The organism is Scandinavium sp. M-37, from assembly GCF_043558715.1.
In the GTDB taxonomy this organism is placed as follows: domain Bacteria; phylum Pseudomonadota; class Gammaproteobacteria; order Enterobacterales; family Enterobacteriaceae; genus Scandinavium; species Scandinavium vulneris_A.
The window spans coordinates 24,625-40,489 of the sequence record NZ_JBIGIN010000008.1; the positions used below are offsets into that span (position 1 = coordinate 24,625).

Here is a 15,865-nt window from a genome sequence, read left to right on the forward strand (position 1 = left end):
CGCCCTGTTTTATTGCATCTTAGGCACTGAAAAAGTGCGCTATCAGAAGCTGTAGGTTATCCCGGTGGACAACAGCCCGGTCCAGTTTTTATCGACCATCGGGCTGTCGGTCACTTCGTCCGACAGGCGGGTATAACGCCCTACCCCATACACGCTCCAGTCTGCATTCAGCTTATAGTTCACAGAAAGCTCGACATACGGGTTCCAGCCGTCGTTAGGATCGTAGCTGCGCAGGCCACTTTTCTTCGACTCGTTTTTGGAAACACCATAGTAGTAATCGTTCTGGTTCTCGCTGTTCCACTGTAAACCGATCCCCGGGGTGACGGTCAGGTTACCGGCGTTATAACGGTACAGCCACGCCATATCCCAGGCGATGCCGTTGCTCTTATCAAGCGTGTCACCAGCAAGCGTGGTGCGCAGGAAGCCGTATTGGGTGAAGTGCATATAGGACAGGCCGGCCATCATCGTCGACTGGCGACGATCGAGCTTACGCAGTTGATTGTTGTCGCTGTCACCTGGCTTAAAGTACAGCGGCGACCAGTAGGCGGTGATGGAGAGCTTATCGGCAGTATCGTTCCACAGGTAGTACCCTGCGCCGATGCCATGGAACCAGAAGTTATCACTTTCAAAATCAATGGCCGGGAACGGGTACACATCACTGCTGTACTGTTTGTACGGATGTCCAACCACCCCCACGCCTGCGCCGAGCGTCAATTTACTGTCGGCAGCCTGCACAACGGTCGATGCTGTTGCGAAGAGCAGACCCGTTGTTAATAGTTTGATTAATTTCACGTTGCATATCCCTTTCAAATTACAAGCGGCTGAAGTTTACCCGCCCGGTCCGCTGGCCTCAAATTATTTACTTCTGCTTACGATATTTAACCGCTCAAATTGCCAACGTCAGATGACACGTCGCTTGCAGTCCGATGACAGTCCGGTGAATCCCTTGAATTATCTTCCACTTTAAGTCGCGGTATTTTTTGATGAGTTATTGATATGTCATTGAAATTGACTTTTGCCAACATGCAAGTTTTCCAAATGCCATCTACGCTTAAATTCAGAAGGTGTAATCGCGGGGCACGTTATGTTTTCAGACCCGTCAACCTGGCATAAGGGTTGCTGGAGATTGGACAAGCGCGGTTCAGTTTACCTCTTCCGGGAGCCTCTATTACTCATACGAACGGCTCTTATCCTGTGCTAAAAAACGAAAGGACGGCATGCCATGAATATATTCGATCACTATCGCCAGCGTTATGAAGCTGCCAAGGACGAAGAGTTCACACTGCAGGAATTTCTTGCAACCTGTAAGCAAGATCGCAGTGCCTATGCCAATGCGGCAGAGCGTCTGTTAATGGCCATCGGTGAACCCGTAATGGTGGACACTGCCCATGAGCCACGGCTGTCCCGTCTATTTTCGAATCGGGTGGTTGCACGCTACCCGGCGTTTGAGGAGTTTTATGGCATGGAGGATGCTATCGAACAGATAGTGTCGTACCTGAAACATGCCGCTCAGGGACTGGAAGAGAAGAAACAGATCCTCTATTTACTCGGCCCGGTGGGTGGCGGTAAATCATCGCTGGCAGAACGTCTGAAGGCGTTGATGCAACGCGTGCCGATTTATGTGCTGAGCGCCAACGGCGAGCGCAGTCCGGTCAACGACCACCCGCTGTGCCTGTTTAATCCGCAGGAAGATGCGCAGATTTTGGAAAAAGAGTACGGCATCCCGAACCGCTACCTTGGCACCATTATGTCGCCGTGGGCGGCAAAACGGCTGAATGAGTTTGGCGGTGATATCACCAAGTTCCGCGTCGTGAAAGTGTGGCCGTCGATTCTGGCGCAGATTGCGATTGCGAAAACGGAACCGGGCGATGAGAACAACCAGGATATCTCGGCGCTGGTCGGTAAAGTGGATATTCGTAAACTGGAAAACCACGCGCAGAACGATCCGGATGCGTACGGTTACTCCGGGGCGCTGTGCCGCGCCAACCAGGGTCTGATGGAATTCGTCGAGATGTTTAAAGCACCGATCAAAGTGCTGCATCCGCTGCTGACCGCAACCCAGGAAGGCAACTACAACGGTACCGAAGGGATCTCCGCCCTGCCGTTCAACGGGATTATTCTCGCGCACTCCAACGAATCGGAGTGGGTGACCTTCCGTAATAACAAGAACAATGAGGCGTTCCTTGACCGTGTGTACATCGTCAAAGTGCCTTATTGCCTGCGGATCTCCGAAGAGATCAAGATTTACGAAAAACTGCTTAACCACAGTGAGTTGACCCATGCGCCATGCGCCCCGGGTACTCTCGAAACGCTGGCGCGATTCTCTATTCTGTCGCGTCTGAAAGAGCCGGAAAACTCGAGCATCTACTCGAAAATGCGCGTGTATGACGGGGAAAGCCTGAAAGACACTGACCCGAAAGCGAAATCCTATCAGGAGTATCGCGACTATTCCGGCGTGGACGAAGGGATGAACGGTCTGTCGACGCGCTTTGCGTTTAAAATTCTCTCGCGGGTGTTCAACTTTGACCACGTAGAGGTGGCGGCCAACCCGGTCCATCTGTTCTACGTCCTGGAGCAGCAGATTGAACGTGAGCAGTTCCCACAGGAGCAGTCGGAACGCTATCTCGAGTTCCTCAAAGGCTACCTTATCCCGAAATACGCTGAGTTTATCGGCAAAGAGATCCAGACTGCGTATCTTGAATCCTATTCTGAATATGGGCAGAACATTTTCGACCGTTATGTCACCTATGCAGACTTCTGGATCCAGGACCAGGAATACCGCGACCCGGATACCGGTCAGCTGTTCGACCGCGAATCGCTGAATGCGGAACTGGAAAAAATTGAGAAGCCAGCCGGGATAAGCAACCCGAAAGACTTCCGTAACGAAATCGTCAACTTTGTGCTGCGCGCCAGAGCAAACTACAGCGGACGGAACCCGAACTGGACCAGCTACGAAAAACTGCGCACGGTTATTGAGAAGAAAATGTTCTCGAATACCGAGGAGCTGTTGCCGGTGATTTCGTTTAATGCCAAGACTTCAACTGACGAGCAGAAAAAACACGATGATTTTGTCGATCGTATGATGGAGAAAGGCTATACCCGCAAACAGGTTCGCCTGCTGTGCGAATGGTATCTGCGCGTACGTAAATCGTCGTAATGTAGAAAGTCGCCCGGCGGCGCCTCGCCTGCCGGGCCTACGTAGCAGAAGGTTGGCAAATGCAGTACGGGAGGGAATATGACCTGGTTCATAGACCGACGCCTGAACGGTAAGAATAAAAGTGCGGTGAACCGCCAGCGCTTTTTGCGCCGCTATAAGGCGCAGATAAAACAGTCGATCTCCGAGGCGATTAACAAACGTTCGGTGACCGATATCGACAGCGGCGAGTCGGTTTCTATTCCGACAGACGATATTAGCGAACCGATGTTCCATCAGGGACGCGGCGGCCTGCGCCATCGTGTACATCCAGGCAACGATCACTTCGTGCAAAACGACCGTATTGAACGCCCTCAGGGTGGAGGCGGCGGCGGAGGGAGCGGTCAGGGACAGGCGAGTCCGGACGGCGAAGGCCAGGACGAATTCGTGTTTCAGATCTCAAAAGATGAATACCTGGATCTGCTGTTCGAAGATTTGGCCCTGCCGAATCTGAAGAAAAATCAGCACCGCCAACTGACGGAGTACAAAACACATCGCGCCGGATACACCGCCAACGGCGTGCCGGCCAACATTAGCGTGGTGCGCTCCTTGCAGAACTCACTGGCGCGGCGTACGGCGATGACCGCCGGGAAACGTCGCGAACTGCGGGAACTGGAAGCCAGTCTCGACACCGTCGCCAAAAGCGAGCCGGTGCAGCTGCTGGAAGAGGAACGTCTGCGTAAGGAGATTGCCGAACTGCGGGCCAAAATCGAGCGCGTACCGTTTATCGACACCTTTGACCTGCGTTACAAGAACTACGAGAAACGCCCGGAACCCTCCAGCCAGGCAGTGATGTTCTGTCTGATGGACGTCTCCGGTTCGATGGATCAGGCAACCAAGGACATGGCGAAGCGTTTTTACATCCTGCTGTATCTGTTCCTCAGCCGGACCTATAAAAACGTCGATGTGGTGTATATCCGCCATCACACCCAGGCGAAAGAAGTGGACGAGCATGAGTTCTTTTATTCGCAGGAGACCGGCGGCACCATCGTCTCCAGCGCCCTGAAGCTGATGGATGAAGTGGTGAAAGAACGTTACGACCCGGCGCAGTGGAATATCTACGCCGCGCAGGCGTCGGATGGTGACAACTGGGCCGATGACTCACCGCTGTGTCATGAAATTCTGGCGAAGAAAATTCTGCCGGTGGTGCGGTACTACAGCTATATCGAAATCACCCGCCGGGCGCATCAAACCCTGTGGCGTGAATACGAGCACCTGCAGGCGATGTTTGAGAATTTTGCCATGCAGCATATCCGCGATCAGGAAGATATTTACCCGGTCTTCCGGGAACTGTTCCACAAACAAGGCACCACCACCAGCTAAGCCCCTCAGCCAGATAGCATTTATCTGGCTGATTTTCTTCTGCCTCCCCTATTTCTGCCACGCTTGCCCCACCGCATCTGAGCGATTATCCTGACCGTTCGGTTCTTTTGATGGAGTCACTATGTCTGACATAACGTCGTCTGAAATAGCATCCCGCGACGTTCACCAGCATTTGCTGGCCGTGCTGAATACTCAGCAGGCTCGTTTTCGGGTGATGGAACATGAAGCCATTGGTAAGTGCGAAGCGGTGTCTGAGGTGCGCGGTACGGCGCTCGGACAAGGCGCTAAGGCGCTGGTGTGCAAAGTGAAAGGTAACGGTGTCAAACAGCACGTACTGGCGATCCTGGCCGCCGATCAGCAGGCAGATTTATCCCGCCTGGCGTTGCATCTCGGCGGCCTGAAAGCCTCGCTGGCAAGCCCGGCAGAAGTGGATACCCTCACCGCCTGCGTGTTTGGCGCGATCCCGCCGTTCAGCTTTCACCCGGCCCTGAAGCTGGTCGCCGATCCGCTGCTGTTTGAGCGTTTTGATGAAATCGCCTTTAACGCGGGATTGCTGGAAAAATCGATTGTGATGGATACTCAGGATTACCTGCGGATTGCCCAACCCGAACTGGTTGATTTTCGACGCGCGCAAGACGCTGAATAACGACAGGCGCTAGTGGTGTCTTTCCAGAAACAGGACGGACGCCACCAGAATCACCCCCATCGATAAAAATGAGAGCAGGATAGTCAGCGTTTCGATAAACAGTTGATCGTGCATTATTACCCTCCCATTCTGATTTTCTCTTTTTACGCCCCCTTAATGACACTGGCATGACAGCGTGTTTTTTCTCCTGCGCAATAATTAAAGCGCAATTTGTTACCGGTATCACGAAAAGGACTTTCCATAAGTCTGATGCCAAATCTCGTAATTGTTAACTTTGCTCTGCTGGTTAACCATCAATGTCAGAACATCCTCAAATAAACCTTACACTGGCAAGGTGAATACAATGACTGACAAGGTAACCCGCAAAGAAAAAATCAGTTATGGGTTGGGCGATATGGCCAGCCATATAGGGCTGGATAACGTCATTATCTTTCTGACTTTTTATTATACCGATGTGGTCGGGCTGCCTGCTGCCTTCGTCGGCACCATGTTCCTGTTGGCGCGAACCGCTGATGCCATTATCGACCCGGCGATGGGTTATCTTGCCGACAGGACGAATTCGCGCTGGGGAAAATTCCGGCCATGGATGCTTTGGCTCGCTCTGCCCTTCGGCGCCAGCTGTCTGCTCACCTACGCAGTGCCGGAATCGCTGGATTTACACGGTAAAATGATTTTCGCCACCCTGAGCTACACCTTTATGATGCTGATGTATACGGCGATTAATATTCCCTACTGCTCAATGGGAGCGGTTATTACCCCGGATAACAACACGCGTATTTCTCTGCAATCGTATCGCTTTTTTCTGGCGACACTCGGCGGGGCGTTATCCACATTCTTTATGACGCCTTTGGCAGAATATTTAGGCGGCGCAGATAAATTACTTGGCTATCGCTGGGCGATGGGAATTATGGCCTCGGTGGCAGTGGTTATGTTCTGGGTGTGTTTCGCGAACACCCGTGAACGGATTAATGCTCCGGCGACCCATAATAATTACCTCGCTGAATTACGTGATTTATTACGCAACGATCAGTGGCGCGTTGTGGCCGTACTGGTATTAACCAACATTGGTTTTGGGGTTATTCGCCTCGGGGCGATGATGTATTTCGTCACCTATTATCTGGGCAGCGCCAGCTATTTTATGTGGATGCTCGGGGCGCATATTCTGGGTAAAGCCGCGGGTAGCGCACTGGCGAAACGACTCACTCATAATTACAGCAAAGTGCAAATGTTTGGCTACTGCGCCGTGCTGGCCGGGGTAATGAGCATTGCGCTGTTCTTCGCGCCGAAATCGGTGTTCATCCTGGTGCCGCTTACGTTTGTGATTTCAACCCTGTACCAGGCCACGACCACTCTGATGTGGGTGATGATGGCGGACGTCGCCGACTACGCCGAATGGAAGCAAGGCAAACGCATGGACGGCGTTATCTTCTCGACCTTCCTCGCGGTGCTCAAATTGGGGATGGCGATCAGCGGGGCGATCGTCGGCTGGACCCTGGGCTTGAGCGGCTATGTGCCGAACGCCGCCGCCCAAACCTCTACCGCAATGTACTGCATTATCGCCCTGTTTACCGTCGTTCCCGGTCTGTTGTCGCTGGGCGCTTTCGCCACCCTGCGCTGGTACAAACTCGACGACAGCACCATGAAATCTATCAATCTCGCCAGACACAGTATTTCGTAAAAGGACAGTTAAACCATGAGTGAACTCATTTCGCATTCCAGCAGCATTGAGTGGCGCTTCGAACGCCAAATCCTGCGCATTGAGCCGTGGGGTAAAAACAGCCTGCGCGTCAGAGCCACCTGCGCCCCCGAATTCAGCGAAAGCCTTCATGCGCTGCTTCCCGCTGAATCTTGCACTGTAGCGGTAACGGCCAGCGCCGAAAGCCTGACCCTGCGCAATGGCAATATTACCGCCGTGCTCAATCTGAAAGGACAGCTGGCCTTTTATAATCAGCGCGGTGAACTGCTGCTGGAAGAAATGTGGCGGCAGCGGTCAACCGTCGGCATTGGCGCCAGTGAAAAAAGTCAGGATAAATATGTCAGTGCCTTAAAACTCGACGGTCGCGAATTTAAGCCGCTGACGGGGGGCAAATATCAGCTCACCGTGCGCTTTGAATCGCGGCCTGGGGAGCGACTTTATGGCATGGGGCAGTACCAACAGCCGTGGCTGGATCTAAAAGGCTGTACGCTGGAACTGGCCCAGCGTAACTCCCAGGCCAGCGTGCCATTCATGCAGTCGAGCCTCGGCTACGGCCTGCTGTGGAATAATCCGGCGATTGGTGAAGTGAACTTTGCCAAAAACCAAACCGAGTGGCGGGCACGCGTCACCGGAGAGATGGACTACTGGATAACCGCCGCCGACAGCATTGTCGACATCACTCGCCAGTATGCCCACGCGACGGGAACTCCGCCGCCCGCCCCCGCATTTATCAGCGGGTTATGGCAGTGTAAATTACGTTATCGCACCCAGCAGGAAGTGCTGGACGTCGCCCGCGAATACCGTCGCCGCCAACTGCCGCTTTCCGTGATGGTGATTGATTTCTTCCATTGGCCGAATCAGGGCACGTGGTGTTTCGACCCGATTGACTGGCCCAACCCCCAAGCGATGGTCGACGAACTCAGCGCGATGGGGATTGAACTGATGGTGTCAGTCTGGCCGACGGTTGAAGCGCGTAGCCCTTTATATCCGCAGATGAAAGCCAAAGGCTGGCTGGTCAGCAGCGAGCGCGGCGTGCAGGTGAATCTCGATTTTATGGGCAACACCACCTTCTTCGATGCCACACACCCGCAGGCGCGCCAGTTTGTCTGGGAGACGGTGAAGAAAAATTACTATGATTTGGGGATCAAGCTGTTCTGGCTCGATGAAGCAGAGCCTGAGTATCGGGCCTATGATTTTGATAACTATCGCTACCACGCCGGGCCGGTGCTGGAAGTGGGCAACCGTTATCCACGCGACTTTGCTCAAGGGTTTTACGATGGCCTGCAGGCCAACGGCGAACGCGATATCGTTAACCTGGTTCGCTGCTCCTGGGCGGGAAGCCAGCGCTATGGCGTGCTGGCCTGGTCCGGGGACGTACACTCCTCATTCCATGCTTTCCGCAATCAGGTTGCCGCCGGGCTGAACATGGGTCTGGCCGGTATTCCGTGGTGGACCACCGATATTGGCGGCTTCCAGGGCGGAAACGTCAACGATCCCGCCTTCCATGAACTGCTGATCCGCTGGTTCCAGTGGGCGGTATTCTGTCCGGTCCTGCGGATGCATGGCTATCGTGAGCCGCAGATCCAACCGCCTGAACGCTATCGCGACGGCATTCCGCAGTGCAATAGCGGCTCGCCCAATGAGCTGTGGAGCTACGGTGAGGCTAATTTCGACATCATGCAGCACTGGCTTACCGTGCGCGAAAAGCTGCGGCCATACATTGATGCGCTGTATGACAACGCGCATCAGCACGGGGATCCGCTGATGCGTCCGCTGTTCTGGCATTATCCGCAACAGCAGCAGAGCTGGGAGACGGAAGATCAGTATCTGTTTGGCGAGGATTTACTGGTCGCCCCGGTCATGCATGCCGGGCAACGCCAGCGTGAGGTCTGGTTACCCGCAGGCACCCAGTGGGTCGCCTTTAACGGGGAGCGTTATCAGGGTGGGGAATGCATCACCGTGGACGCGCCGCTGGAAACCATTCCGGTCTTCATCCGCGCAGGCAGCGCGTTGGTCACCCTCCTGGTGAACTGATCTTAGCCTTCTTACAACAAGACTTTTTTTTACAAAAGCCTGTTTACTCACGTATTTATGCGTAAAGTAAGCAGGCTTACTTTTTTTTTGGCAAGGATTCCTGCATGTTTGACTCTACCCTGATGATTCTCCTCGGGCTGGCGGCGCTGGGTTTTATCAGCCATAACACCACCGTCGCGGTCTCTATTCTGGTGCTGATTATCGTGCGCGTCACCCCGCTCAGTACCTTCTTTCCCTGGATTGAAAAACAGGGTCTCAGCATTGGTATTATCGTGCTGACCATTGGCGTGATGGCCCCGATCGCCAGCGGCACCCTGCCCGCCTCGACGCTGCTGCATTCGTTCTTCAACTGGAAATCTCTGGTCGCTATCGCGGTGGGGGTGTTTGTCTCATGGCTCGGTGGCCGGGGCGTGCAGCTGATGGGCACTCAGCCACAGCTGGTTGGAGGCCTGCTAGTCGGAACGGTTCTTGGCGTGGCGCTGTTCCGCGGCGTGCCGGTGGGGCCGCTGATCGCCGCCGGGATCGTGTCACTGTTTATTGGCAAGGGCTAGTCAGACAGTCCGTTCAGGTAACGCCCCGGGGTTTGGCCTAATCCTTTGCGAAACATGGTGATGAAGGCGGTAGTGGAATCATAGCCCAACGCATGGGCGGTCTGCTGGACGGTCTGCCCACGGATAAGCCCCTGCAGGGCCAGGATCAGCTGAAGCTGATGCCGCCAGCGGCGAAAGCTGAGTCCGGTCTCTTTCACCACCAGCCGGGCCAGATTGCGCTCGCTCATCGCGAAGTGGCTGGCCCACTGGCCTAACGTTTGCCAGACCGCCGGTTCGGCGGCCATCGTCTCCACCATCGTGCGAATTTTCGGATGCGTTGACACTGGCAATTGCAGCTGTTCCTGTGGCTGCTGCGGTAGCTCGTCGAATAATACCTGAATCAGCCGCTGCATCGCCGGGGTCTGTTTCTCGCCCTGATTACGCGCGGCCATCGTCAGAATGAGCTCCCGCACCAGCGGCGAAATCTTCAGCGTGCAGCAGTGGTCCGGCATCGCCGCCACGCCAGGTTCGATAAACAGAAAACAGAGTCTGGCCCCCGGGGTGGCACGGTTGCTGTGCGGGAGTTGACCGGGGATCCACACCGCATACTGCGGCGGTACCATCCACATCGCGTTTTCGACTTCGCAGGTTATCGCCCCGTGCAGGGCCAGGATCAGCTGGCCTTTACGGTGCTGATGCACGGGAATGAACTGTTCATCTTCGACTACCTGAATGCGGAACGCTTCCGCGGCGTCATGCTGGCTGTCGGGCTCATACCCTTCCAGCCCTAATCCTGACAGCATTGCTTTGTCCGATTTGAGCGATTATTTGTCATTTTAGCTTGATTTAAACGCGGAGGAAAACCGCTATTGTAGGCGCTTCTGAGAATGACCGAGAACACCATGAGTACAGTTGCTATGACCTCCCGTCGACAGAACCTGCTGTTGATTGCCGGGATATTACTGATCGCCACCTCACTGCGGGTGATTTTTACCGGTGCCGCCCCACTGCTGGACAGTATTCGCGCCGACTTTGGCCTGTCCACCGCTCAGACTGGAATGCTGACCACCCTGCCGCTGCTGGCGTTTGGCTTCATATCCCCAATGGCGGCTGGCATCGCGCGCCGTTTTGGCATGGAACGCAGTCTGCTGGCCGCGCTGCTGTTGATGTGTATCGGGATTGGCATCCGTTCCCTGCCCTCCCCGGCGATGTTGTTCGTCGGAACCGCGATTATTGGCAGCGGCATTGCGCTGTGTAACGTCCTGCTTCCGGGGCTTATCAAGCGTGATTTTTCCGGCCATGTGGCGCGCATGACCGGGGCGTATTCCCTGACCATGGGCGTTGCCGCCGCGCTGGGTTCCGCCTTAGTGGTACCGATAGCGATGAGCGGTGCGGGCTGGCATGGGGCGCTGTTAGCGCTGATGGTGTTCCCGCTGCTCGGTCTGATCGTCTGGCTGCCGCAGCTGCGCAACCCTACGTCTGGCACCATCACCGGGCCACGCAGTCTGCACAACAAGGGCATCTGGCGTTCAGCGCTGGCCTGGCAGGTGACGCTGTTCCTGGGCATCAACTCTCTGGTGTATTACGTGATCATCGGCTGGCTGCCCGCCATTCTGATTAGCCACGGCTACAGCGAAGCGCAGGCGGGTTCATTGCACGGCTTATTACAGCTGGCGACCGCCGTGCCGGGGCTGCTCATTCCCCTGGTGCTGCATAAGCTGAAAGACCAGCGCGGAATTGCCGTCGGGGTGGCCCTGATGTGTGCCGTCAGCGCCGCGGGCTTCTGGCTGTTGCCGCAACAGGCCACCTTGTGGACGCTCGTTTTCGGCTTTGGTTGCGGGGCGACGATGATTTTGGGACTGACGTTTATCGGCCTGCGCGCAGGTTCAGCGCATCAGGCCGCGGCCCTGTCCGGGATGGCGCAATCCGTGGGTTATCTGCTGGCCGCGTGTGGGCCACCGCTGATGGGTAAAATTCATGACGCCAGCGGCGACTGGCATATTCCGTTGATTGCGGTGGCTATTCTTTCGCTGATGATGGCGGTGTTCGGCGGACTTGCCGGACGTGACCGGGAGATCGGTGAGTAACTGAATAATGCCCGGTGGCGCTGCGCTTACCGGGCCTACACTTGCGTTGTAAGCCCGCATACGGGCTTTTTTTAGTTGGCCGCCGCGCGTAAAAACGCATGAACCAACGGCGCCGGGCGACCCTCCAGGGCATTACGTTCGTGCTGGAACAGCGTGCCGACAAAGAAGGGATGAGTGATGAGTTCCACCGCCCGAATCTCACCTTCCTCATCCCAGCCGGTCACGCGCAGGGCGCCTGACTCAAGTTCTGCCGCAAACTCCGGTGAAATACCGTAGTTGCAGTGATACCCCTCTTCAATGCTCAACCGACCGTAGGCTTTGGCGATCAGCGTATTGGCCCGCAGCTCAATGGCGTCAGTTTTTTCCACCAGCGAGCAGGTCAGCGGCGCAATCACCATCCGGCCTTCGGTGTCGGTTTCGGCGTGCGCGGCATCACTCCAGCCCAGCACGTTGCGGGCATATTCAATAATCGCATGCTGGAAACCACCGCAGGTGCCGAGGAACGGCAGGCTGTTTTCACGCGCGTAGCGGATGGCGATCAACGCCCCTTCTGCATTTTTGTACGGGCTGGCCGGAACCAGCCAGATGGCGTCATAACCCACCAGGTCGTCGGCACTGCGGATATCCGTGGTCGCAATCCAGTCGTAGTCGGCGGTGAGTTCCTGAACAGCCGCAGCATCGTCAATCGCCAGCGGGATCGCCTGATGGGCAATCACGTCGGGATTAAAGTCGCCAACGAGGGCAATTCGCAGTGTCGTTTTGTTCGAAGGGTGTTCCATGAGGGGATTCCTTATGCGGTGCAGTTTACGGGCTACATAAGGAACACCAGACTACCGGGATTTTGCGTGCAGAACAATCCCCTGAATGAGCAAGTGATGCGGGTTTACTCAATCACCTTTTCAAGCTCATCGGCGGGCAGCATGTCCGGATTCAGCGGCATCAGATGTTCCGGGCGTACGAACGCAAATCCGGCCTGACCGTCTACCGACTGAATATTCCCGGTCACCAGCCACAGCGGGCGCTGTGCTTCACGCGGTAACTCTGTCACCACGCCGTTCACGGGATTGAGAATACGTTCACCGGGCTGACACAGCGCAAAAAGTGAAACCGATTTGCCGATGTTGGCACGACCTGCGGGGGTACGGGCCGCGATGATCATCGCCAGAGTGCCCGGTTTAAGCTGAAACATGCTGCTCTCACACTATCCAATTTTAAGATTTATCTTAACTCTAATTGTATCCTGGAGAGCAGCGCGCTGTCACGACTGAGAATGATCGCGACGGTACAGCGTCCACTCGTCAATCACTTCGCCATTCGGCAATTTGCAGTCGGTACGCACACCCTGTGGGCTCTGCACGGGTACTTCCGTCCCGCCCTTCTGCTGACAGTAGACCGCCGCAGGATTGGCCATCCCCATATTCGGTGGCGGCGGTGCATCGTTTTGTTTGGCCGCGGTGCAACCTACCAGTACCAGTGGGAGTAATAATCCGGCATATTTCATTGATATCGCATCCTTTAATTGGGCTGAATTGCCTTATTCTTCACTATTTCTTCATTTTAAATGCACTTTTGCAACTTAAATTAGGAGTGTTCTCGAACTAACCCGAGAACACATCATTCCATAATCAATGAGTTTTGCCCCGCCTCCCCCGGCGGGGCTTTTTTTGCTACAAAATCCGTCTTTTCTCGCCCATTCGATGTATAAAATTTGATGTATTCATGTTTTACTATTGTTAGATAGTCGATATTTTCAGCATAGCGTGCAGCCGTAGCCGTTATTGCACGGGAGCTTCCAGGTCATGTCAGATATTATTCTTGCCCGCGTCTCACAAACCCTCGCCACCGAACAAACGCTCGAAAGTTTGGTGCGCCAGCTGCTCGAAATGCTGGAACTGGTCACGCATATGGAATCGACGTATCTGACTAAAATCGACAATGCCACCCGCCTGCAGCATATTGTTTATGCCCGTAACAGCAGCCAAATGCAGATCCCCGAAGGGTTTTCCGTGCCGTGGGATGACACGCTGTGCAAACGCGCCGTCGAAGAGCAACACTATTTCAGCAATGACGTGGCCACCCGCTGGCAGGAGTGCCAGGCCGCTCAGTCTCTCGGCATCAATACCTTCTTCACCACCCCGGTTCACCTTGCCGATGGTTCACTGTATGGCACGCTTTGCGCTGCCAGCCGCGATACGCACAGCTATAGCCTCAACAGCGAACACGTATTGCATCTGTTCGCGAGCCTGATTGCGCGTTATATCGAGAAAGAGTCTTTAGTGATGCAGCTGCGCGAAGCTAATGCGGCCCTGGTCGCGCATTCCTATACCGATGCGCTGACGGGCCTCGCCAATCGCCGGGCAGTGTATGAACTTCTGGATGCGCTGTTTGAACGCGTACGCCGCAATCAAACCCGGGTGCTGGTGGCGTTTATCGATCTCGACGATTTTAAAGAGATTAACGATATTCATGGGCATCAGGCGGGAGATGATTTCTTGATTCAGGTCGGCCATCGGCTGACGTCAGTGATGAGCGATGCCGATATCGTCGGTCGTCTCGGCGGAGATGAGTTCCTGGTCGCCTGTGAAATTAGCTCCAGCGGGCAGAAACTGCCTTTTATTGAGCTGCTGCGCCGTCAAATTGGCGGCCACTATCAGCTTTGCAACCACAGTATTCACTATCCGGGTGCCAGCATTGGCGCCATCGACGTCTGCCCACAGGAGATGGACGCTGAAAGCGCTATTCAGGCCGCAGACGCCGCGATGTATATCGATAAGAAAGCCCGTCAGCGCGCCGGGGTTGCGACCTGACGACCCAACGCTTTACTTATCGCGTTCTGGCTCCAGCAATATAAATCCTAGTGGGATTGAACACAGCAACGTGAAGACGGTGCTGTAAACCAATACCATCGCGCCCTGCATGATAAACATCGACGTTGACCACGCGTCATACGGTAAATCGTACTCCTGCACTACCCCACCAAACGTCGCCTGCCCGACCAGCGTCAAGGCAATCGCAAAGATGACCATCACCGCCAGAATAAAGCGTTTACCGTTTTTCGTTTTAAATCGTTCCAGCTGCATTACAGACTTCTCTGATGGGATTTCCGGCGCATTTTTAACATTAAAATAACCTGACGGATATCTGTTTTTATGGCGATTTTGTATCTGTTCTTTTCTTGCACAAAAATTCAGCCTGACTGCCTTTTTGTGGCGCTCTTTGCGGATTTCGCGACGAATAACAGGCATAAAAAAACCGCCCAGAGGGGCGGTTATTTGGAGAAGCAGATTTACAGATACTTTTTCGCTGCTTTGAGAATATCTTCTGCAGCACGTTCTCTGTCTGCGGCAACCTGACGTCGCCTTTCCAAAAATAGATTTTACTGTTAACGACGGTGCTATTACTTTCTGATTTCAGCAGAAACAGAGGCAGGTCGATGCCAGGTAAATACATTATCGAACGTCGTCATTGCCGATTTGCAAAATATACATTTTGCGCCAAACGGATTTTTCTCAGTCACATCGAACGATGAAGTCCGATATTGTGAACCGTGGCAACATGGGCAACGGAAGTGGATTGAATCAGTAATAATCAAGCCCTCAGCGTGGTACCACGTTGACAGCGGAAGGACCTTTAGGACCTGCTTCAACGGAGAATTCAACTTCTTGATTTTCATACAGAGTACGGAAATCATTGCTCTGGATAGCAGAGAAATGTACGAAGACATCTTTGCTACCGTCTTTAGGGGTGATAAAGCCGAAACCTTTTTCAGCGTTAAACCACTTTACTAAACCAGTCATTTGATTAGACATATCATTTTACCTTTTATTTTTATTTCGCCCGCAGGCCATTTTGGTCTGAATAAACTGTTAATGCTAAGAAACGATGCTGGAAGCTTAGAAAACTGAAGAAGAGACATCAAGGAGAGAAAATGATGAGAACGACTTAAGAGAACTGTTTCAGATAACGTGTATGTTCAAACCGATGAGCCATTAACGCATGATTAACTTTTCAACGCAAGGGGTATCTCAGAAAGATTTGTCAGCGCACGGAAAAATCCGCAATGTTAAAAATAAAAAAATGAATGAGGGCTTTTCCGGGGCTATTGAGGTATTGTTTTGCGCCAACATAAAAGGAATACACATGGCTGAACGTAAAAATCGTCAACTTCGCCCTTCCCAACCCGCAGAGTGTTCTTGCCCTAAATGTGCAAAACAATCCATGCACAGTCCATCCAGAATCAAAAAAAATAGCCCTTTGCTTTGCCCCTATTGCGGGACGCTCTTTTCCGCATCGCAGCTTTCTGCCAGGTAACATCAACGCCAGCGGCCTGAACCTCGAGTTCAATGCATCCGCGAG

18 protein-coding genes are annotated in these 15,865 nt (G+C 54.0%); 9 read left to right on the forward strand and 9 right to left on the reverse strand.

The features are described from left to right. Positions 1-42: 42 nt before the first annotated feature. Positions 43-792, reverse strand: coding sequence for a MipA/OmpV family protein (locus tag ACG0Z5_RS08155; RefSeq protein ID WP_394446454.1), 750 nt, complete (start codon positions 790-792; stop codon positions 43-45). 430 nt (positions 793-1,222) lie between these two features. Here ACG0Z5_RS08155 and yeaG point away from each other — a divergent pair, with 430 nt between their 5' ends. From yeaG to ACG0Z5_RS08170, 3 genes are all read left to right on the forward strand, one after another. Further along, on the forward strand, positions 1,223-3,157 hold the full coding sequence (gene yeaG / locus ACG0Z5_RS08160; RefSeq protein WP_394446455.1) for a protein kinase YeaG: 1,935 nt from the start codon (positions 1,223-1,225) through the stop codon (positions 3,155-3,157). A 78-nt stretch (positions 3,158-3,235) separates the two neighbouring features. After that, complete coding sequence (locus ACG0Z5_RS08165) at positions 3,236-4,516, forward strand: YeaH/YhbH family protein (RefSeq protein WP_319630036.1); 1,281 nt, start codon at positions 3,236-3,238, stop codon at positions 4,514-4,516. Between the two features lie 121 nt (positions 4,517-4,637). Then, positions 4,638-5,162, forward strand: a complete 525-nt coding sequence (locus ACG0Z5_RS08170; protein ID WP_394446456.1) for a YbaK/prolyl-tRNA synthetase associated domain-containing protein — start codon at positions 4,638-4,640, stop codon at positions 5,160-5,162. 9 nt (positions 5,163-5,171) lie between these two features. On the opposite strand, the gene yoaI is transcribed toward ACG0Z5_RS08170, so the two are convergent. Further along, positions 5,172-5,276: a small membrane protein YoaI gene (gene yoaI, locus ACG0Z5_RS08175; protein ID WP_394446457.1), complete on the reverse strand. Its 105-nt coding sequence runs from the start codon at positions 5,274-5,276 to the stop codon at positions 5,172-5,174. Positions 5,277-5,505: 229 nt separating this feature from the next. On the opposite strand from yoaI, the gene ACG0Z5_RS08180 reads away from it, so the two are divergent. The 3 genes from ACG0Z5_RS08180 to ACG0Z5_RS08190 all read left to right on the forward strand — a co-directional run bounded on the left by ACG0Z5_RS08180 (position 5,506) and on the right by ACG0Z5_RS08190 (position 9,443). Beyond that, positions 5,506-6,840, forward strand: a complete 1,335-nt coding sequence (locus ACG0Z5_RS08180) for a glycoside-pentoside-hexuronide (GPH):cation symporter (protein ID WP_394446458.1) — start codon at positions 5,506-5,508, stop codon at positions 6,838-6,840. 15 nt (positions 6,841-6,855) lie between these two features. Beyond that, positions 6,856-8,892 carry a TIM-barrel domain-containing protein gene (locus ACG0Z5_RS08185; protein WP_394446459.1) on the forward strand — a complete coding sequence of 679 codons (2,037 nt, stop codon included), beginning with the start codon at positions 6,856-6,858 and terminating at the stop codon, positions 8,890-8,892. A 104-nt stretch (positions 8,893-8,996) separates the two neighbouring features. Beyond that, complete coding sequence (locus ACG0Z5_RS08190) at positions 8,997-9,443, forward strand: DUF441 domain-containing protein (protein ID WP_394446460.1); 447 nt, start codon at positions 8,997-8,999, stop codon at positions 9,441-9,443. Here ACG0Z5_RS08190 and ACG0Z5_RS08195 read toward each other — a convergent pair. Next, positions 9,440-10,225: an AraC family transcriptional regulator gene (locus ACG0Z5_RS08195; RefSeq protein WP_394446461.1), complete on the reverse strand. Its 786-nt coding sequence runs from the start codon at positions 10,223-10,225 to the stop codon at positions 9,440-9,442. The two genes, ACG0Z5_RS08190 and ACG0Z5_RS08195, sit on opposite strands and share 4 nt — an antisense overlap. 99 nt (positions 10,226-10,324) lie before the next feature. Between ACG0Z5_RS08195 and ACG0Z5_RS08200 the strand changes: the two genes are divergently transcribed. After that, positions 10,325-11,509 carry a CynX/NimT family MFS transporter gene (locus tag ACG0Z5_RS08200; protein ID WP_394446462.1) on the forward strand — a complete coding sequence of 395 codons (1,185 nt, stop codon included), beginning with the start codon at positions 10,325-10,327 and terminating at the stop codon, positions 11,507-11,509. 71 nt (positions 11,510-11,580) lie between these two features. On the opposite strand, the gene ACG0Z5_RS08205 is transcribed toward ACG0Z5_RS08200, so the two are convergent. The 3 genes from ACG0Z5_RS08205 to ACG0Z5_RS08215 all read right to left on the reverse strand — a co-directional run bounded on the left by ACG0Z5_RS08205 (position 11,581) and on the right by ACG0Z5_RS08215 (position 13,010). Then, positions 11,581-12,288, reverse strand: coding sequence for a CTP synthase (locus tag ACG0Z5_RS08205; RefSeq protein WP_394446463.1), 708 nt, complete (start codon positions 12,286-12,288; stop codon positions 11,581-11,583). A gap of 104 nt (positions 12,289-12,392) precedes the next feature. Further along, positions 12,393-12,698 (reverse strand): hypothetical protein, encoded by a 306-nt coding sequence (locus ACG0Z5_RS08210; RefSeq protein ID WP_394446464.1) that lies wholly within the window; start codon positions 12,696-12,698, stop codon positions 12,393-12,395. 69 nt (positions 12,699-12,767) lie between these two features. After that, positions 12,768-13,010: a DUF333 domain-containing protein gene (locus ACG0Z5_RS08215; RefSeq protein ID WP_394446465.1), complete on the reverse strand. Its 243-nt coding sequence runs from the start codon at positions 13,008-13,010 to the stop codon at positions 12,768-12,770. A 298-nt stretch (positions 13,011-13,308) separates the two neighbouring features. Between ACG0Z5_RS08215 and ACG0Z5_RS08220 the strand changes: the two genes are divergently transcribed. Then, entirely contained in the window at positions 13,309-14,316 is a 1,008-nt protein-coding gene (locus tag ACG0Z5_RS08220) for a sensor domain-containing diguanylate cyclase (RefSeq protein WP_394446466.1), read from the forward strand. A gap of 12 nt (positions 14,317-14,328) precedes the next feature. Here the strand turns inward: ACG0Z5_RS08220 and ACG0Z5_RS08225 are convergent, their stop codons facing one another. The 3 genes from ACG0Z5_RS08225 to ACG0Z5_RS08235 all read right to left on the reverse strand — a co-directional run bounded on the left by ACG0Z5_RS08225 (position 14,329) and on the right by ACG0Z5_RS08235 (position 15,318). Then, entirely contained in the window at positions 14,329-14,589 is a 261-nt protein-coding gene (locus ACG0Z5_RS08225; protein WP_394446467.1) for a DUF2534 family protein, read from the reverse strand. A gap of 317 nt (positions 14,590-14,906) precedes the next feature. Next, positions 14,907-15,095, reverse strand: a complete 189-nt coding sequence (locus ACG0Z5_RS08230) for a cold-shock protein (protein ID WP_319630571.1) — start codon at positions 15,093-15,095, stop codon at positions 14,907-14,909. A 10-nt stretch (positions 15,096-15,105) separates the two neighbouring features. Next, the gene (locus ACG0Z5_RS08235; RefSeq protein ID WP_319630023.1) at positions 15,106-15,318 is read right to left on the reverse strand and encodes a cold shock domain-containing protein; all 213 of its coding nucleotides are present in this window, start codon (positions 15,316-15,318) and stop codon (positions 15,106-15,108) included. 187 nt (positions 15,319-15,505) lie between these two features. On the opposite strand from ACG0Z5_RS08235, the gene ACG0Z5_RS08240 reads away from it, so the two are divergent. Further along, positions 15,506-15,820, forward strand: coding sequence for a YnfU family zinc-binding protein (locus ACG0Z5_RS08240; protein WP_394446468.1), 315 nt, complete (start codon positions 15,506-15,508; stop codon positions 15,818-15,820). Positions 15,821-15,865: the final 45 nt, after the last annotated feature.